This is a genomic window from Kitasatospora sp. NPDC088134, from assembly GCF_044741705.1.
GTDB lineage: Bacteria > Actinomycetota > Actinomycetes > Streptomycetales > Streptomycetaceae > Kitasatospora.
Genome location: NZ_JBIUTD010000011.1, coordinates 219,328 through 241,726 on the forward strand (window position 1 = coordinate 219,328; position 22,399 = coordinate 241,726).

The window sequence follows — 22,399 nt, forward strand, 5'->3', positions numbered from 1 at the left end:
GGGGGAGCCGCGGCCCGTGCCGGATCGGCCTTCTCGCAGCAGCGGAGCGTCCCGCCATGCCCGTGTCGGTGCACATGTTTCCAGGTCAGGGGGACTTCCCCGTCCAGACCCTCTACCGGGCCGCCGCCGAGGACGGCGCGCTGCGCCGCCACCTGCGGGCGGTGTACCGGGAGATCGACGACGAGATCGGAGAGATCGGAGAGACCGGGGACAAGAGCGGGGCGGCCGGGCTGGCCGGCTGGCTACTCGGCGAAAACCCGCCCGGGGGAAGGGAGTTGGCGCAGGCCGCGGTCGGCGTCCAGCAGCTCGCGCACTACGGGGCGGCGGTCGGCTGGCACCGGACGCTGGTCGAGCGGCACGGCCCGCCGGACGCGCTGCTGGCCGTCAGCTTCGGTGAACTCGCCGCGCTGACCGCCGCCGGGGCGTGGACGGTCGGCGCCGGGGCGCGGGCCGCGCTCGGACTCGCCCGGGTGCTGATGCCGGACCGGGCATCGGGGGAGCGGGCGCCCGACGGGCTCACCCTGCTCGACCGGGGCGAGGCGGCCGCGGCCGCGCTGATCGCCCGGGCCGGGACCGGGCGGGTGGTGGTCGGGTGCGTCAACAGCCCGGTGGAGTGCGTGCTCGGCGGGCCGGTCGAGGAGCTCGCCGCCGTCGAACGGCTGGCCGCCGAGGAGGGTGCGCAGGCCGTCCGGCTGCGGCTGCCGTTCGGCTCCCACCACCCCGAACTGTTCCGGCAGCGCGCCGAGTTCGAAGCGGCGCTGCGGGCCGGACCGCACCCCGGGCGGCCGGTGCTGCCGGTCTACTCCGCCGTCGCGGGGCGCTGCTACACCGGGCAGGACGACCTGTTGGCCCGGGCTGCCGACTGCCTGGTCCGGCCCGCCCACCTGCCCCGGGTGCTCGCCCTGCTCGACGCCCACGGCCACACCCACTACCGGGAGGCCGGGCCCGGCACCGCCCTCGGCCGCAACGCCGCCGACTGCCTGCGCGGCACCGGCGCCCACGTCGCCGGACACCTGACCGGTACGGACACCTCCACCCGCCTCGGCGCCGATGTCCGCCTCGATGCCCCCGCCCGTATTGATGCCCTTGCCCGCCTCGATGTCGATGCCGCCGGAAGTCCCGGCGGCCACCCCCCGAAGGGAGCGCACCGATGAACACCGTGGAACCCGCCCTCCGGGACGAGGAGTTGGCGCGGCTGCTGGGCGGCCACCCGCTGGCCGAGCGGCTGCGCCGGACGCTGGACCGATACCCCTACCGGGTCGCCGAGTCCGCCGCCGCGCGCGAACCGTACCTGTACCGGCGGTTGCGGGCGCTGCTGGCCGCCACCCCGTCGGCTGCCGAACTGCACGCCGATCCGGAGGAGTTGGCCGCCGTGCTGGCCGAGGCCGCGCTCGCCGACCCCCGGCTCGGGATGGCGCTCGTCACCCAACTGGTGCTCGGCCAGGGCTCCCTGCTGCGGCTGGCCGGTTCGCCCGAGGACGTCCGGGAGGCGCTGGACGCCGTCGACACCGGCGAGCTGCGGATCGGCTACCTGGTCACCGAGGTGGGCCGGGCCAGCAGCCACCTCGAAGCCGGAACGGTGGCCGAATTCGACGCCACCACCAGGGAGTTCGTCCTGCGGACCCGGGAAGCGGCGGACCGGAAGTTCGGCGGGGTGGCCCGGTTCCCCGGGCCGCGCGGCGCCGTCGTCGTCGCCCGGGCGGTGGACGCCGAGGGCCGGGCCGGCGGCGTGTTCGGGTTCCTGGCCACGCTCGCCGACCGGGCCGGGCCGCGACCCGGCGTCGTGCTCGGCCCGTCCGTCGCGCTGAGCGCCCTGCCGCTCAACTACCACCGGGTGCGGTTCGACGGCCTGCGCGTCCCCGAGGCGCACTGGCTGCGCGACGGCGCCCGCCTGGACGGGCGGGGCCGCCTGCACGACCCGCGCAGCGCCGACGACCGGCTGCGCCGCACCCTGTCCGTCGGCCAGGAGCTGTGGGGCGTGCTGCCCACCGTGCTCGCCGCGCTCGCCCGGCGCTCCGCTGTGCTCGCCGTCCGGCACTCCCGCCACCGCGCGACCCGGGCCGCCCTCGCCCCCGGCACTCCGCTGCTCGCCCACCGCAGCCAGCAGCGCGCCCTGCTCGGCGCCCTCGCCGATGCCTTCGCGCTCAGCTGTGCCGCCGCGCGGGCCCGCGAACTCCTGCTCGCCGCACGGGAGTCGGACGCCCCGGGGGCCGCCGCCGGGTTCGCGCCCTGGTCCGCCGTCAGCCGCCCGCTCTCCGCGTACAAGGCGCACTGCGCCGACGAGGCCGAACGCATCGTCGCCGACTGCCAGCGCCGCTGCGGCCACGCCGGACTCGCCGACGCCAACCGGTTCCCCGGCTACCACGGCTTCGCCCGGGCCTTCGACCCGGCCGGCGGCGACAGCCGGCTGATCCGCTACGACCTCGGCCGCGCGCTGCTCGAAGAATCCCCCGGAGGCGAATCCCCCGGCGGCGGACCCCCCGGAGGTCGGCCTCCCGGCGGCCGCCCCCCGGCCCGGGAGCTGCCTGCGGTCCCCGCCGACCTCGCCGACCCCGGCTGGTGGCCCGCCGTCCTGACCCGCCATCAGCACACCCTCACCGCCCGGCTGCGCCGCGCCCGGGCCGAGCGGGCAGGCGGCGGCGCCACCCCGTTCGAGGTCTGGAACCCACTGCTGGACCAGGCCGCGGAACTCGGCGCGACCTACGCGGCGCGGCTGGCGGCGCAGGACGTCCCGCGGGCGCTCGCCGCCCTCGCCCCCGGCGGCCCGTACCACGAGCCGCTGACGGCGCTGGCCGCGCTGGCCGGACTGCGCGCCGCCGAACGCGCCGCCGGGCCGCTGCTGCGGCACCGGACGCTGGCCCCGGGCGACCTCGCGGGCCTGGACCACGCGCTCGAACGCGCCTACGACCGGCTGCTGCCGCACCTCGACCTGGTCGAGGAGCTCTTCGAAGCCCAGTGACGGCCTGCGGGGCCGACAGCGGCCCGGCGGGAGAACCACCACCGAGAACCAGGACAGGAAGGGACATACGTGCGGTGAACGCGGTCGGAGTGTGGGGAACGGGACGGTACGTCCCGGAACGGGTACGGGAGAACGCCGAGGTCGCGGGCACGGTCGGGGTGACACCCGAGTGGATCGCCGAGCGGACCGGCGTGCGGCAGCGGCACGTCGCCGCGGACGGGCAGGCCGCCTCGGACCTCGCGGCGGTCGCCGTCCGCCGGGCGCTGGACTCGGCGGGCGTGCCGGCCGACCGGATCGGGCTGCTGGTCTGCGCGACCTCCACGCCCGACGAGCTGGGACCGGCCACGGCCTGCCGGGTGCAGGCCCTGGTCGGGGCGGTGCGGGCGGTCGCGCTGGACGTCTCGGCGGCCTGCTCGGGCTGGCTGTTCGGGACGAAGGTCGCGCACGACTGGCTGCGGGACGCCGACGGCCCGATGCTCGCCGTCGTGGTCGGGGTCGAGGCGTACTCGAAGTTCGTCGACCCGACCGACCGCGCCACCGCCGTGCTGTTCGCCGACGGCGCCGCCGCGACCGTGCTCGGACCGGTCGACCCGCCCGGCGGCCTCGGCGGGTTCCGGCTCGGCTCCGACGGGACGCTCGCCGACCGGGTGCTGATCCCCGCCGGCGGCAGCCGCCTCCCGGCCGACGCCAAGACCCTGGCCGCGGGCGAGCACCGCATCCGGATGGACGGACGCTTCGTCAGCCGGTTCATCCGGGAGGCGTTCCCGCGGATGCTGCACGAGACGCTGGGCGCCCACGGCCTCACCGTCGCCGACCTCGACCACGTGATCACCCACCAGCCCAACCCGGTGCTGCTGCACCGGCTCGCCGAGGAGTCCGGCCTCGCCGACCGGATGACCGTGGTCGGCGACGGGGTGGGCAACATCGGTGCCGCCAGCGCCCCGTACGCGCTGGCCACCGCGCACGCCGAGGGGCGGCTGCACCCCGGCGACCTGATCCTGCTGACCGTCTTCGGCGCCGGCATGACCTGGGGCAGCGCCCTGCTGCGCTGGTCCGGCGACCACCACCCGCTCGGGAAGGAGCGATCGTCATGACCCACCCCACCCCCTCGCTGCCCGCCGCGTTCCGGCTGGACGGGGCCCGCGCCCTGGTCACCGGCGCGTCCCGCGGCATCGGCCGGGCCTGCGCGCTGGCGCTGGCCGCGGCCGGCTGCGACCTGGTGCTGACCGCCCGCACCGAGTCGGCGCTGCAGCAGGCCGTCAAGGAGGCCGAGGCGCACGGCGTCCGGGCCCGGGCGCTGGCCGCCGACCTCGCCGAGCCCGGCGCGCCGACGGCCGTGGTCCGGCGCGCCGCCGAGGAGTTCGGCGCCCTCGACGTGCTGGTGCACAACGCCGGGGTGCTGCCCACCGCCGAGGACGGCACCCCCCTGCTGGTGCCCTTCCAGCTCTCCGCCCAGCCCGACTGGGAACGGGTGATCTCCGTCAACCTGAACGTGACCGCCGAACTCTGCCGTGCCGCGCACCCGTTCCTGGCCGCCTCCGACCGGGCCTCGCTGATCCTGATGTCCTCGGTGGCCGGACTGGTCGCCACCCCCATGATGGAGGCGTACGCGGCCTCCAAGGCCGCCCAGATCTCGCTGGCCCGCAGCCTCGGCGTCGGCTGGGCCCGCGAGGGCATCCGGGTGAACGCCGTCAGCCCCGGCTGGATCACCACCGACATGACCAGTTTCGCGGTCGAGACCGGCCCGGTCTCGGACTGGCTGATGAGCCACGTCCCGCAGGGCCGCTGGGGCACGCCCGAGGACGTCGCGGGCGCGGTGCTGTTCCTGGCCTCGCCCGCCGCCGCCCTGGTCACCGCGCAGACCCTGGTCCTGGACGGCGGCCTGAGCGTCCCCGACGGCGGACTGGCGGGCATCCCCAAGCCGCCCTCCCCGTTCGCCGCCTAGGCCGGTGCGCCGTGCCGCAGCGGACGGGTGACGGGGCGTCGGCCCCGCAGCGCGCAACGGTCGGCGCGGTGGTCGGGATCGGCTCCTGCCTGCCCGCCCGGAGCGTCGACAACACCGAGGTGATCGCCGCGGGCGGCCTCGACAGCAGCGACGAGTGGATCCGCCGCCGCACCGGCATCCACCGCCGGCGGCGGGCCGCCCCCGGCATCTCCACCGGGGACCTCGCGGTCCGGGCGGCCGCGGCCGCGATCGAGTCCGCGAGGACTTCGGCCGACGGCGGTCCGGGGGAGGGTCAACTCCACTGCGCCGAACCGGACTTCGTGCTGCTGGCCACCACGACGCCCGACCACCCCTGCCCCGCCACCGCGCCCGCCGTCGCCCACCGGCTCGGCCTGCACGGCGTCCCCGCCTTCGACGTCTCCGCGGTCTGCTCGGGCTTCCTCTACGCCCTCGCCACCGCCGACGCCCTGATCCGGTCCGGCGCCTGCCGCCGCCCGCTGGTGATCGGCGCCGACACCTACTCCACCATCGTCGACCCCACCGACCGGGACACCGCCGCGATCTTCGGCGACGGCGCCGGGGCCGTGCTGCTCGCCGCCGCCGACCCCGGCACCCCCGGCGAACTGCGCGCCGCCGACCTCGGCAGCGACGGCGCCGGGGCCGCGCTGATCACCATCGCCGCCGGGGGCTCGCGCCACCCCGACCGGCAGCGCCTCGACCCCGGCGCGCACTGGTTCCGGATGCAGGGCCGCGCCGTCTACGGCCAGGCCGTCCGGCAGCTGACCGCCTCCGCCGGCCGCGCCCTCGACCGGGCCGGCTGGAAACCCGCCGACCTGGGCGCGTTCGTCGCCCACCAGGCCAACCAGCGCATCCTCGACTCGGTCGCCGAACGGCTCGCCCTGCCCGCCGCCGCCTGCTTCGGCAACCTGCGCGAGCTCGGCAACACCGCCGCCGCGTCGATCCCGCTGGTGCTCGCCGACGACGGCCCGCAACGCGCCCTCGCCCCCGGCACCCCCACCCTGCTCACCGCCTTCGGCGGCGGCCTGACCTGGGCGTCCGTCGCCCTGACCTGGCCCGCCGCGCACCCCGTCCGCCACACCGTCGACCGACCCGTTGTCGACCGACCTGCCGTCGACCGACGCGCCGTCGACTGACGCGCCGTCGACTGACGCACTGTCAGGAGGAGACCTTCCGTGGACCACGTCACCGAACGCATCACCGCCCTGCTCACCGACAAGTTCGACGTCCCCGCCGAGCTGATCACCGCCGAGGCCAGCTTCCAGGACCTCGACCTGGACTCGCTCTCCACCGTCGAGCTGTACGTCACCCTCCAGGAGGAGTGGGACCTCCCGCTCGACACCGAGGCCGCCACGCCCGACACCACCGTCGGGCAGCTCGTCGCGCACTGCCGGGAACTGCTCGACGGGCACCGCAGCGATGGCTGACACCCCGTCGGGGGCACGCCTCGCCGCCGACCCCGTGGTGGTCACCGGCACCGGGCTGGTCACCGCCGGCGGGATCGGCGTCGAGGCGACCTGGCGGGCCGTCCGGGCGGGCCGGGGCACGGCCGCCGCCGACCCCGAACTCGCCGACAGCCCCGTGCCGATCAGCTGCCGGCCCCCCTCGGCGGACGCCCCCGTCCGGCAGGGCTGGCGGCTGGACCGCTCCACCCGGTACGTGCTGACCGCCGCCCGCGAAGCGCTGCTGGAGGCCCGGATCGAGGCGTTCGGCAGCCGGCCGCCCGGCTGGGACCCGGCCCGGGTCGCGGTGGTGATCGGCTCGGCCGCCGGCGGGATCTCCGTCCTGGAGGCCGCGCACCGCCGCCTGCTGGAGCGCGGACCGCAGGCCCTCTCCCCGCTCACCCTCACCGGCCACCTGCCCAACCTGTCCGCCGCCGGGCACCTCTCCCTCGCGCTCGGCAGCACCGGCCCCGCCCTGCACACCTCCACCGCCTGTGCCTCCGGTGCCAGCGCCGTCGTGCACGCCGCCCTGCTGCTCGCCACCGGCGCCTGCGACCTCGCGGTGGCCGGCGGCACCGACGCGATGGCCACAGCGCTCTGCTCGGCCGCCTTCGCCCGGATGGGCGCGCTGTCCCGGCGGACCGCCGAACCCGCCACCGCCTCACGGCCGTTCGACCGGGACCGGGACGGCTTCGTGCTCGCCGAGGGCGCCGGCGTGCTGGTACTGGAACGCGCCTCGCACGCCGCCGCCCGCGGTGTCCCCGTGCTGGCCGAACTCGCCGGACACGCCACCACCTCCGACGCCCACCACCCCGCCGCGCCCGACCCCGGCGGCCGCGGTCTGCGCACGGCGATCACCCTCGCGCTGCGCGCCGCCGACGCGAGCCCCGACGAGGTCGGGCACGTCAACGCGCACGGCACCGGCACCCCGCTGAACGACCGGGTCGAGGCCGCCGCGATCCGCGACCTGTTCGCCCGCACCCCGCCGAGCGTCACCTCCGCCAAGGGCGTCCTCGGCCACACCATGGGCGCCGCCGGCGCGATCGAGGCCGCCCTCACCGTCCGCACCCTGCTCACCGGCACCGTCCCGCCGACGGCCAACCACCACCGTTCCGGCCCCGACACCGCCGGAATCGACCTGGTCACCGGCCACCCCCGGGCCGACGCGCCGCGCCTCGCACTCAGCCACTCGCTCGGCTTCGGCGGCCACAACACCGTCCTGGTGCTGCGCCGCTGAGCCGCTCCCGTTGTCGGTGGCCCCCGTTGTCGGTGGTACCCGCTTGGATCGGGGCGGACCCGGAAGGAGGCGCCCCGATGGCGTGTCGAGGAGTGCTGTTCGCGCTGACGGACGAGGAGTCCGCCGCGCTGCTGGCCGCGGCCGGCGACGAGGAGGTGACGGCCCTGGTCGCGGAGATCGAGGAAGCCTGGGCCGAGGGCCGGGTCTGCGAACTCGACAAGTCCTGGGACGCCCTGCACCGCTGCCTGACCGACGGCGAACTCGCCTTCGACAACGGCGGGTTCCCGCTCTCGCACGTGATCCTCGGCGGCCGCCCGCTGACCGGGGGCGAGGACTGGCTGGTCTGCCACGTCACCGCCGAACAGGTCCGGGCGGTCGCCGAAGCCCTGGCCGCCGTGGACGAACCCTGGCTGCGCCGCCGCTACTTCGGCTTCGACTTCCCCGACTACGACGGAGAACACGGCGAGAGCGACCTCCAGTACACCGCGGCCTTCCTGCCCGACCTGCACGCGTTCTACCGCCGGGCCGCCGCCGAGGGCCGGGCCGTGGTCTTCACCGTCGACCAGTAGCGCGGGCCGGGTCAGCGATCGGCGCTCGACGGCGGTGTCCAGCCTTCCTCGGCCCGGACCGCCTTCATGATGCGCCGACTGATCTCGCCCAACTGCCGGGCCTGGGTGCGGGTCAGGGAATCGAAGACCAGCCGGTTGACGGTGTCCACGTGGCCCGGCGCGGCTCGATCGACCTTCAGCTCGCCGGCGTCGGTCAACGTGGCGAGGGTGTAGCGCCCGTCGGCCGGGTCCGGTGCGCGCCGCACCCAGTCCTTCTTCTCCAGACGGGCCACCGCGCGCGACAGGCGGGACAGGGAACTGTTCGAGTAGCCGGCCAAGGTGCTCATCCGCAGTGTCCGGTCGTCGGCATGGGCGAGCGCGAACATCACGCCGTACTCGAAGTGCGTCAGCTCGGCGTCGCGCTGCAGTTGCGCGTCGAGGGCGGCCGGGAGCCACTCCAGGACCGTGGCCAGGGCCGACCAGGTTTCCAGATCGTCGTCGCTGAGTCGTGACATGACGGCAGACTAGCGTCTTTCGCTTGACCAAGAAAGTGATCATCCCTACTCTTCACTTTCCCGGGCAAGTGAAATTCTGCCGGAACCGCACCACAGGGACGAGAAGGACTCATGGATCTGCGACTGAACGGCAAGACCGCTTTCGTCAGCGGTTCGACGCGGGGCATCGGCTTCGCCATCGCGCGCGCCCTGCTCGGCGAGGGCGTCGCGGTCACCGTCAACGGGCGGAGCGACGCCGGTGTCCAGGAAGCCCTGCGACGGCTCCGCTCCGAGTTCCCGGACGCGGAGGTCTCCGGGCTGGTCGCCGACTTCGACGATCCCGCGCAGGTGCAGGACCTCCTCGGAGCCCTGGGCGACCTCGACATCCTCGTGAACAACGTCGGCCTCTTCGGCCTCGCACGCTTCGAGGACGTCTCCGACGACCAGTGGCAGCGCTACTTCGACGTCAACGTCATGAGCGGCGTCCGGCTCTCGCGCCACGTGCTCGGCGGCATGCTCGACCGGAACTGGGGCCGCGTCATCTTCGTCGGGAGCGAGTCCGGCGTGAACATCCCCGGTGACATGGTGCACTACGGGGTGACGAAGGCGGCGATGCTCGCCCTCGGCAACGGCCTGGCCAAGCTCACGCGGGGCACCGGCGTCACCGTCAACACGATCCTCGGCGGACCCACGTACTCCGACGGTGTGGCGGACGCCGTCGCCCGGGTCGCCCAGGACCGGTCCATGACGGCGGACGAGATGAAAGCCGCGATCATCGGCGCCAACCCGACCACGCTGCTGCAGCGGTTCATCGAGCCCGGCGAGATCGCCCAACTCGCGCTCTACCTGGCCAGCCCGCTCGCGTCGGCCACCAACGGGGCGGCGGTCCGCGCCGACGGGGGCGTGCTGACGGCAATGGTCTAGGAACGGCCACCGGGCATCCGGACGACGCCCTGACCTGTGCCGGGCTCCCGCCGACCCTCTGTCGACCCCGACGGCCCCGACGGCCCCAGGGCCGGCCCGGAGCGCCGTCGGGCTGTTCGGAGGCACCGGGCTCCGGGACACTGGGGGTGCGCGGGGCCGGGGCGCGCGGGGTGGGGGTGTGCGCCAGGGGGTGGGTTCGGGGGTGGGCGGGGCTGGGTACACTCCGCCGCATGACAGTGCGTCAGCTGGAGCCGGTGCTCATGGAAGCCGACCTCGCGGCCTGGGCGGAGGCCACCGCGGCCAAGGCCGGGCTGAGTACCGCCCAGTACCTGGCCGCGCTGGTCGAGGCCGACCGGCTGGCCAGCGCCGCCGAGCGGGCCGCCCGGCTCGCCGCGCCCGCCTACCTGCAGTGGGCCGCCGACGGCCGTCCCACCGAGGACGGCCTCGAACTGGACGAGGTCTTCGGCCCGTGACCGACCCCTACCACGTCCGGATAGCCAAACCCGTCGCCGACGCCGTCCGCGAACTCCCCGCCGCCGCCCGCGCCGAACTGCGGGCCGCCCTGCTGCGCGCCGCCCGGGACCCGTACGCCTGGCCGCAGGCCGACCGCTACGACCTCGACGAGACCGTCCGGGTCGTCACCACCGCCGACGCCGTCGCGCACTACGCGATCGTGCACCCGGCCCGGCGGCTCTGGGTGTTCGCCGTCCTCACGCACTGAGGCGGGGCGGCACCCGGCTTGTCGTTCGACCACGAGGCCGCTGCTGCGAAACCGGTCGCGGTGGCGGTCGCCTCCGTGGAACGATCCAGGGCATGCATCTGGTCACTGACGGAGTCACCCCGGTCCCGCGGCTTGTGATGGTCGACGACCTCGGGAAGGACGACGGCTACTACTGCGAGCCGGACCGGCCGCTGTTCCTCGCGCCGGGCGACCGGATCCTGTTCGACGGAATGAAGATGATCCTCACAGTGACACGAGCCGGCGGCGGTACCTTCTCCCCGACCGGCCAATGGGGCGTTCGCTGCAGCCGCAGCGGCTCGCGGTTCTGACGCGCGGGCGGGGCACCCGCACGGGGATTTCCCGGACGACGGCGCGGCCTTCGCGCGATCCTGAACTCGACTGCGAGAAACAGGACTTGACGCGAAGGCCGCAGTGACGCCCCGGCCCGCCCACCACAAGGGGGGCGGCAGACCCCGACGAACCGCCGTGAACGGTTGAACGTCAGGCCGAGGCCGCCGGGCCGGTGGCGCAGGGCATGGCCGAACCAGTGGTTCAGGGCTTGGTCGGGCCGCAGAAGGCCAGGTCCACCAGGGCGACCGCGGTGGGCGTCAGTGCGGCGCCCTTCGACTGGTCGTACGGGTTCACCGAGACCGAGATCTGCCGGCGGCCCGCCCGGTCGCCGAACATGTAGGTCAGGTAGCCGTAGATCCCGCCCGGGTGGCCCCAGACGCTGCCGCAGGACAGCTTCAGCTCCATCAGGCCCAGCCCGTAGTTGGTCGGCGGCTGCACGTCGCCCGGCACCGTGCTGGTCATCTCGGCCAGCTGCGCCGGGGCGAGCAGGCGGCCGCCGAGCAGCGCCGCGTCGAACCGGGCCAGGTCGTCGTTGCTGGAGATCAGCTCGCCGGCCGCGCCCGCCACCGAGGGGTTGAAGTCCGTGACGTCCGCCGGCCCGTCGGAGAGCTGCAGGTAGCCGTGGCTGTGCGGGCCCGGGACGCCGGTGGCGGTGCCCGGCAGCGAGGTGTGCCACAGGCCGAGCGGCAGGATCACCCGGTGGCGGACCTCGCTGCGCCAGTCGTGCCCGGTGACCTTGTTCACCAGCTCGCCGAGCAGCAGGTAGTCGGTGTTCGAGTAGTGCCAGCCCTGGCCGGGCGGGAAGTACGGCGGGTGCGAGACGCCGATGGCGATCAGCTCGGACGCCGACCAGGTCCGCCAGCGGTCCTGGTCGAGCAGGCGGCGCTGGTCCGCCTCGGTGTCGTAGGCGAACCGCGGGTCCTCGGTGAAGTCGTAGAGCCCGGCGGTGTGGTTCATGACCTGCCGGACCGTGATCGCCGAACCGTTCGGGACCACGCCCGGCAGGTAGTGCTCGATCGGCTGGTCCAGCCCGACCCGGCCCTCGCCGACCAGCTGCAGGACCACCGTCGCCAGGAACGGCTTGGTGACGCTGCCGGCCCGGAACGTGCCGTCCACCGGCGCGGGTGCGCCGGTGGACAGGTCGCCGACGCCGGAGGTCCCCCGCCACACCACCCGGCCGTCCTGCCGCAGTTCGCCGGTCGCCCCACTGGCACCGGCCTTGCCGGTCAGCGCGTCCAACCCCTGCTGGAGCTGCTCCGGCCGCACCTTCGCCCCCGGCCAGGAGGAGCCCCCGGACCGGGCGGCCCCGGCGGACCCGTCGGCGTCGGCGGTTCCGGTGGCGTCGGCGGGTCCGGCGGCCCCGGTGGCTCCGGCGGTCGGGGCGAGGACGAACACCGACGCGCCCGCGAGTAGCGCGGCGGCCAGTCGCAGGGCGCCCGTTCGGTACTGCTTCACACGAATCTCCATCGCTAGGAAGAGCTGGACAGCCGGGGTTCGTCGCCGCCCAGCCTCACCGCTGCGGCCGCGCCCCGGCATCGCTCGCCGGGAGGAGAAAGATAGGACACGGATCGTCCCCGGGGAGGAAGCCACGGCGGCCCCGCCCCGACCATCGGCGGATTGCCGCCCACCCGGCCGTCATGATCCTCCGTCAGGTACGGCGGGCTGCACCGCGGCGCCGGGGCCTGTCCGTTCGAGTACCCGGCCCGTGCCGGGGCGGGCGGGGGTTCGACGGCAGGCCCTGGCATGGCGGTCCTGCGGATACGGGGAGGGGATCGCGGTGCTGGTCATGCCCGGGCGGCGGACGTCGACGATGGAGCTGCTGGCCGCCGAGGCAGCGGGGCGGGGGATGGCGGTCCGGGCGGCGGAGGAGCCGGGGCTGGTGGGCCCCGCGTACTGGTACGGCGGGCCGGTCGCGGGGGCGCGGTTGGCGCAGCGGCTCGGGTTCGCGCTGCTCGAACCGACGGACGGCTGGCTCGCCGAGCTGCCCGAGGAGTTCACGGGGCGTCAGGTCCGGGCCGGGACGCTCGCGGACGCGTGGGCGATCGACCGGCCGACCTTCGTCAAGCCGCCGCGCGACAAGTCCTTCCCCGCCGAGGTGCACGCCGACGGCTCCCGGCTGCCCGCCGACCTCGACCCGGCGACCCCCGTCCTGCTGTCCGAGGTGGTGACCTTCGCCGCCGAGTACCGGCTGTTCCTGCTGGACGGCCGGATCGCCACCGCCAGCCGCTACGCGGTCTTCGGCCGGCTCGACCCCCGACCGCTCGGCGCGGACCGGACGGACCGGGAGACCACTGCCCAGCTCGCGGAGTTCGCCGACCGGCTGGCCGTCGCCGCCGGGCCCACCCTGCCGAGCGCCGTCGTCGTGGACGTCGGGCAGCTGCTCGACCCGTACCGCCCCGGCCACCGCTGGGCCGTGGTGGAGGCCAACATGGCCTGGTTCTCGCACGCCTACGCGGCCGACCCGGCCCGGGTGCTGGACGTGGTCCTGCGGTCGGCGGGCCCGCGTGAGGACGTGCGACCCCGGGACGCGGCGTTCGAACGGCGCTGACCCGGGGTCCGGTCGTCCGAGGTGCCGGGTAGGGTCCGGGCATGGACGAGCGGGTGCGGTGGCGGCCGGTGGTGGCGCGGGCGAAGGACGGGACGATCCGGGCCTACGACCCGGCGGGGGAGATGGGCGGGGAACTGGTGCCCGTCGCGGAGTTCGGGCTGCCCGCAGGCGAGGAGGCGAGTTCCTGCGCGGTGGCGGCGGACTTCACCCGGGCCTGGTTCACCACCCTGGACGGGGTGGCGTGCCTCGCGGCGGACGGCACGGTGCGGTGGCGCGCCGCGTTCGAACCCGAGTGGACGCACCAGCACGGCCACCGGCCCGAGTGCGCGCTCTCGGCGGACGGGGCCGCCCTCTGGGTCTACCGCCCCGACGCGATGGCCGGGCGCGGTCCGGACCGCTGGACGGTGCTGGACGCGGCGACCGGCGCGCCGCTGGCCGACGTCGAACTGGCCACCGTCGGCCACGGGGCCGTGCTGCTGCCGCACCCGACCGACGGCAGCATGCTGCTGAACGTCGGGGAGGGCCAGGACGGCACCGTGGTGTACCGGGGTGTGCTGCGCGACGGCGGGCTGGAGCTGACCGAGTACCCCTGGGACGACCGCTGCCTGATCGACCGCTCCCCGGACGGCGGGCGCTTCCTGACGGTCGACCACGGCCAGGCCGACCTCACCGTGCACGACCACCCCGGCGGCGGGGCCCGGTTCACCGTCACCGTCGAGGAGTTCGGCCCCGAGGCCGTCGAGCACGAAGCCGTGATCGAGTGGAGCGGCGGCCACCTCGACGCCGACACCCTGGCCGTCGTCCTGTACGGCGAGGACGAGGACGGCGCGGAGTGGCTGCGGACCTACCGGGTCGACGCGCACACCGGCCGGGTCCTCGGGCCGTTCGACGCGCACGCCGAGGACTGCTACGACCTGTCACCGCTCGGCGACGGCAGCTGGCTGACCGACCGCGGCACCGAGCACCCCGTGCGGTGGCGGGCCGGGAGGTGAGGGACCGGGAGGTAGCGGACCGGGCGGTGAGGGCCCGGACGGTGAGGGACCGGGCGGTGAGGGCCCGGGCGGTGAGGGCCCGGGTGGTCCGGTCGACGGCGGGTCAGGAGTTCCACCAGGCCGGGCGGACCCGCAGCGACTCCTCCTTGACGCAGCCCAGCCCGTTGACGATCTCCTCGGCGTGCAGGTCCCAGCCGACCACGCCGTTGCCCTTGCGGTCGAGCTCGATCAGCCGGGCCTGCTCGGTGTGCGTCCCCGCCTGCACCTCGCAGCGCAGCACGGTGTCCCAGGCCCGCCCGTCCAGCGCGGTGCCGAACGCCACCAGCGGCAGGACCAGCACCGTCAGCGCGAGCGCCGCCCCCTGCTCGACCGCGACGAACCGCACCTGCCAGGGCTTGAGGGTGACCGGCCGCGCGGCCGTCCGGTGGTGGTGCCGACGGCGGCCCGCCCGGTACTCGTAGATGATCCCCTGACGCAGCCCCAGCGAGGCCAGCACCACCGTCAGCCCCCACCAGGGCCCGTAGAACACCCAGCACAGCACGCCCATGGCGATCGGGTTGACCAGGAGGAGCGCCACCGTCCGGGCCACCGCCTCCGCCGAGCGGCCGCGCGGCACCGCGCCGCGCGCCGCGAACACTGCGAACACCACCCGGGAGGTGATCACCGCGACCAGGCAGCCCAGCAGCGGACGGGTCGTCAGCATGCCGACCAGCACCTCGCCGAGGTTGGGCACCCCCATGGTGGTGACCACCTCGCGGGTGTGCGAGCCGCCGCCCACCGTCCAGGCGACCTTGACCAGCGGCACCGCCGCGACCAGCGCCAGCAGCACGGTGTGCCCCGGCCCGCCCTTGCGGTCCAGCTCGGCCCGCTGCCCCTGCTCCTGTCCCTGCCCCTGCTCCTGTCCCTGCCCCTGTCCCTGCCCCTGTTCGGTTCCGTCCGCCCCGCCGTCCGCCACTTCGACCGCCCGTTCCTCGTTGCCCGGTGCGGGATGCATAGCCGCCCGGGGCGGGCGGGTGCGGGTGGTTCGCCGTCACGGGTGAACGGGTTGCGCCGGGTGGCGGGGTGACGACCCGTCAGGCGGCGGTGGGGCGGCGGGCCTCGAACAGGGTGCGGGACATGGTGGAGACGAAGACGCCTTCGCGCTCGATCAGCTCGTGCAGGTCGCGCAGCCGCTCCCGGTAGCGCTCGACGGAGAAGTCCGGGACCGTCCAGATCACCTTGCGCAGGAACCAGACCACCGCGCCGACGTCGAAGAACTCCAGCCGCAGCCGCTCGTTGCGGCACTGCACCACCTCCAGCCCGGCGGCCCGGGCCCGCTCCGCCTCCACCTCGGGGTCGCGGACGGTCGGCACCTCGAACGGCCCGAGGAAGAACGCGCTCAGCTCGACGTTCGTCCGGCCGCCCACGTGCTGGGCGAAGTACGTGCCGCCCGGGGCGAGCACCCGGGCGATCTCCGGGAAGTCCACCCGGGCCGGGTGACGGCTCGTCACCAGGTCGAAGGCGCCGTCCGCGAACGGCAGCGGCACGTCCTCCGGCACTGCCACCAGGGCGGCCCCCAGCGGGTGCAGCAGCCGGGTCGCCCGCGCGGCGTTCGGCGGCCAGCCCTCGGTGGCCACCATGGTGCGCGGGAAGTTCTCCGCCCCCGCGCCCGCCAGCACCTCCCCGCCCCCGGTCTGCACGTCCAACGCCGCCGAGGCCCCCGCCAGCCGCTCGCCCAGCAGCCGCTGGTACCCCCAGGACGGCCGCTGCTCGGTGGCCCGCCCCTCCAACGCCGAGAAGTCCCAGCCGTCGACGGAAGCGGCCTCGGCCGCCGCGACCAGGGAATCGAATGATCGGTCCATGACCGGCATCCAAGCACCGGGAGGCCGTCCGGACGAACGAATTGACGCCCCGGCGGGTCGGCGCGGCCGGACCGGACACTGCCGGTGAGCCGGCCGACACCGCAGGATCCGAGGCGATCTGGAGGTGCCGACTCCAGTCGCGCCGATGCGGAGGAGCCTGTTCACGCCGCTGTCGCCCGTGCGTTCGCCCTCTCAGCGCGGTGCCCCCTGCGTCGGCGGCGGCCACCCGCCCTCAATGGCGGGACCCGCGTCCTCGGGGACGTTCGCAGCGACGAGGGCCGCGGCCTCGTACGCGCTGAGCCCGGTGCCGAGTTCTCGCTCCACCCCCGACGAGGAGGGTGTCACGACCCGCCACGACCCCGCTCCCGCCGGAGCCACTCGTGGCACGACCTCGTGGAACTCGACCGCTGTGCTGCTGAGGAGACTGAACTCGCCGTGTGAGGGGAACGGGAAGAAGACGCGTAGCTCCGGGTGGGAGTGCAGGGCCTCGGCGATCTCGGGATCGCCGAGGCGGATCACGGGGTTGCGTTCCAAGGTCAGCCGCCACGCGGTGGACACGACCCGGCCGGCAGGCGCGGCATCCAGCGGCAGGCTCGCGAGGAACGGCCAGTCCGCCATGAGGGAGCTGACAGACGCGCCCCCGCACCACGCGTGCAGGATCGCCGCCACCACGGCGAGGTCAGGGGTACTGCCGAACGCACCCCAGGGCCAGCCGTTGTCGGTGGATATCTCGAAGCGGAACTCGCGTTCCTCCTGGTTGGTCGCAAACACCTTGAACCGCGCCTTACCGCGGGCACAGCACGCGGTGACCGCCGCGTCGAACCCGTCGACGGGCTCCAGGGTGCCCAGGCGCCGATCGAGCAGGGCACTCTCCCGGACCAGGGCACTGCCCAGACTTCCCGCCGCCACCAGATCGGGGTAGAGCTCCGGATGCGCCGTACCGCAACGTTCATACATCCGCCCATCCTCCCGCAGCCGCGCCACCGGGGGAAGCGACCGGCCGGCGGCGCCGTACCGCACAGTCGGTCGGGCGCCGGGCCTCCGGGCTCTGTGGCGGGCGGGGGCGGGGTGTGTGCGGTCCGGGGCGGGTGCGGGGGGTCGGGCGGGGTCCGGCATCATCGGCGTCATGAGCGACGCGCACGACGGCCGACTGGCCCATCTCTGGCAGGACTTCCTCGCCCTGCCGTTCCCGCAGAGCTGCTACCGCAGGTCTCCCGCCGGGGAGGACCTGGTCCTGCTCGACAGCCACCTGGCGGGGTGCGTCTCGGCCGCCCTGGCCGGTGCGCTCGACGAGCGTCGGCGGGCGGCGCTGCGCAGCGGCATCGCCACCGTCCACCGGATACTTCCCGAGCTGGCCGACGACCCCGGGGCCGCCGACTACTTCAGCCGGCTGCGCGAACTCGCGGTGCTGGCCGGGGAACTCTGACCGCGCCGGAGCCGCGCGGGCAGGGGGCGGCGCGTCCGTGCGGGGGCGCGCCGACCGTGTCGTTCGCGCGCCCCCGAGGAGGCAGATTGACGGATCGTCAGCCCGGGAAGATCCACCGATGGTGGACGACCGATCGGGCGGAACCCCGGCCGCGCGGCGGTCCGGGCGGGTGATCCGGGCGGTCCGCCCACATGACCGGGCCCCTTGTGGGAACGCGCACCAGCAGGAACCGGACCACCGGAGGCACCGCATGCAACTGACCATGCTTCTGCTGCTCACCCCCCTCGTCCTCGCCGCGGCCGTCACCGCGACCCGCACCCCCGCCCGCCGCGGCCGCCACCGCGCCGACCCGCGCGAACCCCGCGCCTGAGCCCCGCCCGCAGCACCGCGCCCGCAGCACCGCGCCCGACCGCCGTCCGCGGGCCCCGCCGCCCGGCGGTATCGTGCGGGTAGGAACGAGGCACGGGGGCGGGGCAGTGGGTACGACGGACGGGGACGCGGTGCGGGCGGCGGTCGAGGCCGGTGCGGCCCGGCTGCGGGAGGCCGGGCGCGGGGTGCTGTACGTCTGCGGGCCGGCGGGCAGCGGGCGCAGCGCTGTCCTGGCCGGGATCGCCGCCGCCGATCCGGAGGCCGTCCTGGTCGACGCCGCCGGGCGGAGCCTCGCCTCGGTGGTGGGCGAACTCACCGAACGCACCGGCCTGTTCGGCGGATGCCCGGACCGCCGCGCCGGGCAGCCCCCGCGCGCCGGACGGTTCCGCACCGTCCTGGTGGCCAACCCCCACTCGGCCGGCCCGTTCGTCGACGGCCGCGACCCCGCCCGGCTGCGGGCGCTGCTCGACGGCGCGGCCGCCGCCTCCCGGCAGCGCCGGCTGCGCCTGGTCGTCGAACGGGAACCCCTCCCCGCGCCGCCCGCCCCGCCCCGCTCCGGCGCCTGGGTGGACGTACTGGAGTTGACGGATCATCAGGGTGGTTTCCAGGTAAGCGAGTTGGAGTGGGAACTGCCCGCCGGGGCGGTCGCCGCGCTGCGGGCGCTCGCCCACGCCCGGCTGCGCCGCCTCCCCGCCGAGGGCTGGGACGCGCTCTGCCGGGCCGCCGGCGTCGACCCCGCCGACCGGAAGGCCGCCGCCGACTCCCGCTGGGTGCTGCGCCACCCGGACGGCTTCGCCCTGCACGGCCGGGCCCCCGCCGAGGAGTTGCGGCAGGGGCCCGGCCCGTCCGCCGCCACGATCCACGCCCGGACGACCGACCTGCTGCTCGCCGCCCCCGGCCCCGTGACCGGCTGGGCCGCCCGCTCGCTGCCCGGCCACGCGCTGGCCGCCGGGCGCTTCGACCAACTGCTGGACGACGCCCGGGCCTTGGCCCACGTCCCGCAGGACGCCCTGATCGACGCGCTCCGCACCGCGTACGCGGACCGCGCCGCCGCCCACGGCACCCACGCCGCCGCGCTCGCCTACCTGGCCGGCCTCGCCCTGGACGACGCGCCGCACGGCGAGTGGGTCGCCCGGCTCGCCCACGACGCCCACCTGCGGGGGCAGTTCGCGCGCGCCGAGGCGCTCGCCGCCGCCTGTCCCGAGCCGCTGCCGTTCCGCACCCTCTGGGCGCACTGGCGCCCCAACGGCGACTCCGAGCCGCTCGCCGACCCCTGGCACACCGCCGAGATCCACACCGTCGCCGCCGTCGAGTACCGGGGCGCCCCCGCCGTCCTCACCGAGGACGAGGACGACGTCCGGTTCGTCCGCTGCGCCGCCACCGGCGCCCTGCTGGCCGGACCGCTCGACGCGGACCCCGCCGACCTGCGGCGCACCCCCGGGCCCGACCCGGCGGTCCGCCCGCGCGGCCGGTCCACCGAACTCCCCGACCGCTCCGGCGCCCCGCGCACCTTCCACCACCCCGACGCCGAAACCTCCGGCGCCGTGGGCGAGTTGCTGGTGCTCGCCGACGAGCGCGGCGCCTGCGCCGTCCGGGTCGACCCCGACCTGCTCGACCCGCGTCCCCGCCCGTCCGGCAGCCGGGTCGGCCGGCACCTCCGGCTCGCCCCGCGCCGCCACGACCCCGCCGACCTGCCGCCGCTGCCCGCGCTGCTCGCCCGGGTCTTCGGTCCGGACCGGCTGCACCGCTTCGACCCGGCGCCGGACACCGTCACCGACCCGGTGGCCCGGGACCTGCTCACCACCGTCGGCCTGCCGTCCTTCGAGAGCGGCGCCGGCTACTGGCTCACCCCCGAGGACGGCCTGCCCGCCCAGCCCTGGGCGCCCCGGCCCGGGGCCGAACTCCCGCCCGGCGCAGGCCCGTTCCACCTGATCGGCGGCTGGCTCGGCGCCTACCTGATGCTGGACGGCGGCGACGGCCGGGTGCTGCGGATGATCCCCGCGCACTGGCCCGCCGACTCCGTCCCGCACGAGCCGCTGATCGGTACCACCCTGCCCCGCTTCCTGACCGCCGTCGCCCTCCAGGAGTAGTACCGGGCCCTGGACCGGACCTCCGGCGCGCTCGACCGGGACGAACTCGCGGCCGAACTCGCGCTCCGGCTCCCCGGGATCGACCCCGAGGCCGTCGCCACCGACTCCTGGCAGCACGTCCTCGGCTCCGACCCCTGGGGATGACCGGCGGCCTGGGTCGGCCCGGCCCGGGTCAGCGCTGCCCGGGTCGGTCCTGCTCGGGCGGGAGCGCGGCCACCGCCAGGGCGACGGCCTCCGCGACGCTCGCCACAGTCGTCCCGGCGGCCGGTTCGGCCGACCTGCCCCGGACCAGGAAGGTGCCGTCGAAGAGGGGCTGGATCGCCGCGCCCACCCGTTCGAAGGGAAAGGCGGTGTTGCTGGCGAACCACAGCGTGTAGTGGCTGGTGACCGGGTACAGGCGGCGCAGCCGGGGCTCGGCGAAGGCCGCCTCCCACAGCGGTTTCATGAAGTCCGGCCATGGGAAGACGCTGTGCTCGAAGCGCTGCAGGCGTGAGCGCCACTCCAGTTCGACCCGGTCGAGCGGTGTGCGCTCGTGGACGAAGGCCCAGTCCTCGACGTGCAGGAACGGGGCCGTGCGCCGGATCGCCGCCAGGTCGGCCCCCGCGAGCCAGGTGGAGACGGCGCGGACGGCGGCGGTCAGGTCCGGCGCGCCGCCCTGGGCCAGCACCGCCCGGCCGCGGCTCAGCGTCAGGTGCGGGGCGGAGTCGTCCCGAAGCCAGTGGAGGCGCGCCCGGCTGCCCGTCTCGGTCGCGTCCGACTCGAACTTCGCCCAGCACCAGGCCAGCTCGCTCGGCGCGGGCAGGGCGACGCCGGCCGCGGCGGCGAGGCGGGCCAGTTCGGCCCCCAACTCGGCTGCGGCCGCATCGCGTTCGGCCTGGGTCTCGTACCTGGGAGCACTCATGCCGCGGAGTGTAGTTCGGGCACCTCCCCGGGTGAGGGGCGGAGTACGTCCCGGCGCCCGGACGGTTCACTTCGGCGTCACCTTGCGGACTTCCGGCGGACGCGTGCGGAGCGGGTGCGGATGGCTGGATGGGTGCGGCGGAAATCCGTCGATCCGACCAGCAGGAGAGCAGATGATGACCGGCACCGTGTCCGCAGCCCCGTCGCGCCACCGCCACCCGAGCCGCCGGGCCGCGCTCGCCGCCGCGTCCGCGCTCGCCCTCGGCGGCCTCACCGCCGTCGCCGCGCCCGCCACCGCCGCGCCGGTCGTCGCGGGACAGGCCGGCGACCGGGCCGCCGCGCTCGCCGCCCGGCCCGGCGACCTGCTGGACGTGACGCTCGATCAGCTGCACCCGACCCAGAGCGCGATCGGCTACGACGAGGTCTACTACAAGCTCGGCCGGTACGCCTCGAACAAGGACCAGCTGAACGGCAACATCAACAAGCGCTTCGACGACTGGTGCTCCACCAACGGCCAGGGCACCGTCGCCGCCGCCCCCGCCGGCGCCACCCTCGCCGACCCGAACAGCTTCACCTGCACCCTCGCGGTCGGGCAGGAGACCGAGGCCAGCCGCGCCGAGATGAAGACCGCCGTGGTCGGCCCCGGCGGCGAGCTCTACCTGACCGACGGTCACCACACCCTGACCTCCCTGCTGGAGACCGCCGACGGCGGGCCGAAGCTGCACATCCGGCTGATCGTCAAGGCGAACTACAGCAAGCTCGCCAAGGCCGAGTTCTGGCAGGCCATGCAGGAGCACAAGTGGGTGCGCCTGGTCAACGAGAACAGCGCCCCCATCACCGTCGACCAGTTGCCCACCCGCCTCGGCCTGGCCAACTTCCACGACGACCCGTACCGCAGCCTGGTCTACTTCACCCGCGACATCGGCTACACGGTGCCCGACGCTGCCGCCGAGTTCCTCGAGTTCCAGTGGGGCGACTGGCTGCGCGCCCAGGGCATCGCGCTGCCCGGCTCCTACGACAACAAGGACCTCGCCTCTTACCTCGGCGCGGTGCGCACCGCCTCGCAGGCGATGTCCGCCATCCCCGGCGACACCGTGATCTCCGGCGGCGCGACCGCCGACCAGCTCGGCCGGCTCACCCCCTGGAACGCCGGGAAGAAGCCCACCGGCGGCGAGTTCGGCAAGCTCAGTGCCCCGATCACCGAGGCCAAGCCCGGCAAGCTCGCCTACGCGCTGGACTTCCGCGCCAAGCTCCCCGCCACCCCGGCCTGCACCACCACCGTGACCGGCGCCCACAACGGCCCGCTCACTGTCGCCACCGGCACCACCTGCCTGCTGAACGCCCGGCAGAACGGCCCGATCGTGGTCCGCGCGGGCGCGAACCTGGTGGTCAGGGGCTCCGACGTGAACGGCCCGCTGCAGGCCGTCGGCGCGGGCACCGTGCAGATCTGCGGTGCGGTCTGGACCGGCCCGCTCAGCATCGTCAACACCCGTGACCGCCTCACCCTCACGGGCCCCGGCTGCACCCCCGACCGCTTCACCGGCCCCCAGCAGCTGGTCGGCAACCCCGTCGGCTGACGCCCTGTCACAAGACC

23 protein-coding genes are annotated in these 22,399 nt (G+C 75.5%); 17 read left to right on the forward strand and 6 right to left on the reverse strand.

The genetic code is table 11. The annotated features are described in order from the left end of the window. The first annotated feature begins 56 nt into the window (after positions 1-56). From ACIOHG_RS19680 to ACIOHG_RS19715, 8 genes are all read left to right on the forward strand, one after another. Positions 57-1,154, forward strand: coding sequence for an acyltransferase domain-containing protein (locus ACIOHG_RS19680; protein WP_400952124.1), 1,098 nt, complete (start codon positions 57-59; stop codon positions 1,152-1,154). Continuing rightward, positions 1,151-2,959: a hypothetical protein gene (locus ACIOHG_RS19685; protein WP_400952127.1), complete on the forward strand. Its 1,809-nt coding sequence runs from the start codon at positions 1,151-1,153 to the stop codon at positions 2,957-2,959. Before ACIOHG_RS19680 ends, ACIOHG_RS19685 begins: the two co-directional genes overlap by 4 nt. Positions 2,960-3,024: 65 nt before the next feature. Further along, positions 3,025-4,053, forward strand: coding sequence for a 3-oxoacyl-ACP synthase III family protein (locus ACIOHG_RS19690; RefSeq protein WP_400952216.1), 1,029 nt, complete (start codon positions 3,025-3,027; stop codon positions 4,051-4,053). Continuing rightward, positions 4,050-4,904: an SDR family NAD(P)-dependent oxidoreductase gene (locus ACIOHG_RS19695; protein ID WP_400952130.1), complete on the forward strand. Its 855-nt coding sequence runs from the start codon at positions 4,050-4,052 to the stop codon at positions 4,902-4,904. Before ACIOHG_RS19690 ends, ACIOHG_RS19695 begins: the two co-directional genes overlap by 4 nt. 11 nt (positions 4,905-4,915) lie before the next feature. Beyond that, positions 4,916-6,058 (forward strand): beta-ketoacyl-ACP synthase 3, encoded by a 1,143-nt coding sequence (locus tag ACIOHG_RS19700; RefSeq protein ID WP_400952133.1) that lies wholly within the window; start codon positions 4,916-4,918, stop codon positions 6,056-6,058. A gap of 39 nt (positions 6,059-6,097) precedes the next feature. After that, positions 6,098-6,349, forward strand: coding sequence for an acyl carrier protein (locus ACIOHG_RS19705; RefSeq protein WP_400952135.1), 252 nt, complete (start codon positions 6,098-6,100; stop codon positions 6,347-6,349). Further along, complete coding sequence (locus tag ACIOHG_RS19710; RefSeq protein WP_400952138.1) at positions 6,342-7,601, forward strand: beta-ketoacyl-[acyl-carrier-protein] synthase family protein; 1,260 nt, start codon at positions 6,342-6,344, stop codon at positions 7,599-7,601. Before ACIOHG_RS19705 ends, ACIOHG_RS19710 begins: the two co-directional genes overlap by 8 nt. A gap of 77 nt (positions 7,602-7,678) precedes the next feature. Then, positions 7,679-8,170 carry a YfbM family protein gene (locus ACIOHG_RS19715; protein ID WP_400952140.1) on the forward strand — a complete coding sequence of 164 codons (492 nt, stop codon included), beginning with the start codon at positions 7,679-7,681 and terminating at the stop codon, positions 8,168-8,170. A gap of 11 nt (positions 8,171-8,181) precedes the next feature. On the opposite strand, the gene ACIOHG_RS19720 is transcribed toward ACIOHG_RS19715, so the two are convergent. Further along, positions 8,182-8,664, reverse strand: coding sequence for a MarR family winged helix-turn-helix transcriptional regulator (locus ACIOHG_RS19720; protein WP_400952142.1), 483 nt, complete (start codon positions 8,662-8,664; stop codon positions 8,182-8,184). Between the two features lie 111 nt (positions 8,665-8,775). On the opposite strand from ACIOHG_RS19720, the gene ACIOHG_RS19725 reads away from it, so the two are divergent. From ACIOHG_RS19725 to ACIOHG_RS19740, 4 genes are all read left to right on the forward strand, one after another. After that, a complete protein-coding gene (locus ACIOHG_RS19725) occupies positions 8,776-9,567 on the forward strand; it encodes an SDR family NAD(P)-dependent oxidoreductase (protein WP_400952144.1) in 792 nt (263 codons plus the stop codon). A 230-nt stretch (positions 9,568-9,797) separates the two neighbouring features. Next, positions 9,798-10,040 (forward strand): hypothetical protein, encoded by a 243-nt coding sequence (locus ACIOHG_RS19730; RefSeq protein ID WP_400952146.1) that lies wholly within the window; start codon positions 9,798-9,800, stop codon positions 10,038-10,040. Then, entirely contained in the window at positions 10,037-10,288 is a 252-nt protein-coding gene (locus ACIOHG_RS19735) for a hypothetical protein (RefSeq protein WP_400952149.1), read from the forward strand. Before ACIOHG_RS19730 ends, ACIOHG_RS19735 begins: the two co-directional genes overlap by 4 nt. A 92-nt stretch (positions 10,289-10,380) precedes the next feature. Next, positions 10,381-10,617, forward strand: coding sequence for a hypothetical protein (locus ACIOHG_RS19740; RefSeq protein ID WP_400952150.1), 237 nt, complete (start codon positions 10,381-10,383; stop codon positions 10,615-10,617). Positions 10,618-10,840: 223 nt separating this feature from the next. Here the strand turns inward: ACIOHG_RS19740 and ACIOHG_RS19745 are convergent, their stop codons facing one another. After that, positions 10,841-12,094: a serine hydrolase domain-containing protein gene (locus ACIOHG_RS19745; protein ID WP_400952152.1), complete on the reverse strand. Its 1,254-nt coding sequence runs from the start codon at positions 12,092-12,094 to the stop codon at positions 10,841-10,843. 355 nt (positions 12,095-12,449) lie between these two features. Here ACIOHG_RS19745 and ACIOHG_RS19750 point away from each other — a divergent pair, with 355 nt between their 5' ends. Further along, positions 12,450-13,187 carry an ATP-grasp domain-containing protein gene (locus ACIOHG_RS19750; protein WP_400952217.1) on the forward strand — a complete coding sequence of 246 codons (738 nt, stop codon included), beginning with the start codon at positions 12,450-12,452 and terminating at the stop codon, positions 13,185-13,187. Between the two features lie 41 nt (positions 13,188-13,228). Then, positions 13,229-14,179, forward strand: coding sequence for a hypothetical protein (locus tag ACIOHG_RS19755; RefSeq protein WP_400952155.1), 951 nt, complete (start codon positions 13,229-13,231; stop codon positions 14,177-14,179). Between the two features lie 103 nt (positions 14,180-14,282). Here the strand turns inward: ACIOHG_RS19755 and ACIOHG_RS19760 are convergent, their stop codons facing one another. From ACIOHG_RS19760 to ACIOHG_RS19770, 3 genes are all read right to left on the reverse strand, one after another. Beyond that, on the reverse strand, positions 14,283-15,173 hold the full coding sequence (locus tag ACIOHG_RS19760; RefSeq protein WP_400952158.1) for a hypothetical protein: 891 nt from the start codon (positions 15,171-15,173) through the stop codon (positions 14,283-14,285). 79 nt (positions 15,174-15,252) lie between these two features. After that, entirely contained in the window at positions 15,253-16,020 is a 768-nt protein-coding gene (locus ACIOHG_RS19765; protein WP_400952161.1) for a methyltransferase domain-containing protein, read from the reverse strand. Positions 16,021-16,212: 192 nt separating this feature from the next. Continuing rightward, complete coding sequence (locus ACIOHG_RS19770; protein WP_400952163.1) at positions 16,213-16,977, reverse strand: DUF6193 family natural product biosynthesis protein; 765 nt, start codon at positions 16,975-16,977, stop codon at positions 16,213-16,215. A 169-nt stretch (positions 16,978-17,146) separates the two neighbouring features. On the opposite strand from ACIOHG_RS19770, the gene ACIOHG_RS19775 reads away from it, so the two are divergent. Together ACIOHG_RS19775 and ACIOHG_RS19780 are read left to right on the forward strand one after the other, a co-directional pair. Beyond that, on the forward strand, positions 17,147-17,446 hold the full coding sequence (locus ACIOHG_RS19775; protein WP_400952165.1) for a hypothetical protein: 300 nt from the start codon (positions 17,147-17,149) through the stop codon (positions 17,444-17,446). 476 nt (positions 17,447-17,922) lie between these two features. Further along, positions 17,923-19,905 (forward strand): SUKH-4 family immunity protein, encoded by a 1,983-nt coding sequence (locus ACIOHG_RS19780; protein ID WP_400952167.1) that lies wholly within the window; start codon positions 17,923-17,925, stop codon positions 19,903-19,905. A 172-nt stretch (positions 19,906-20,077) separates the two neighbouring features. Here the strand turns inward: ACIOHG_RS19780 and ACIOHG_RS19785 are convergent, their stop codons facing one another. Further along, entirely contained in the window at positions 20,078-20,806 is a 729-nt protein-coding gene (locus ACIOHG_RS19785; RefSeq protein WP_400952169.1) for a DUF6193 family natural product biosynthesis protein, read from the reverse strand. A gap of 172 nt (positions 20,807-20,978) precedes the next feature. Between ACIOHG_RS19785 and ACIOHG_RS19790 the strand changes: the two genes are divergently transcribed. Further along, positions 20,979-22,382, forward strand: a complete 1,404-nt coding sequence (locus ACIOHG_RS19790) for a ParB/Srx family N-terminal domain-containing protein (protein ID WP_400952172.1) — start codon at positions 20,979-20,981, stop codon at positions 22,380-22,382. The last annotated feature ends 17 nt before the right edge of the window (positions 22,383-22,399 follow it).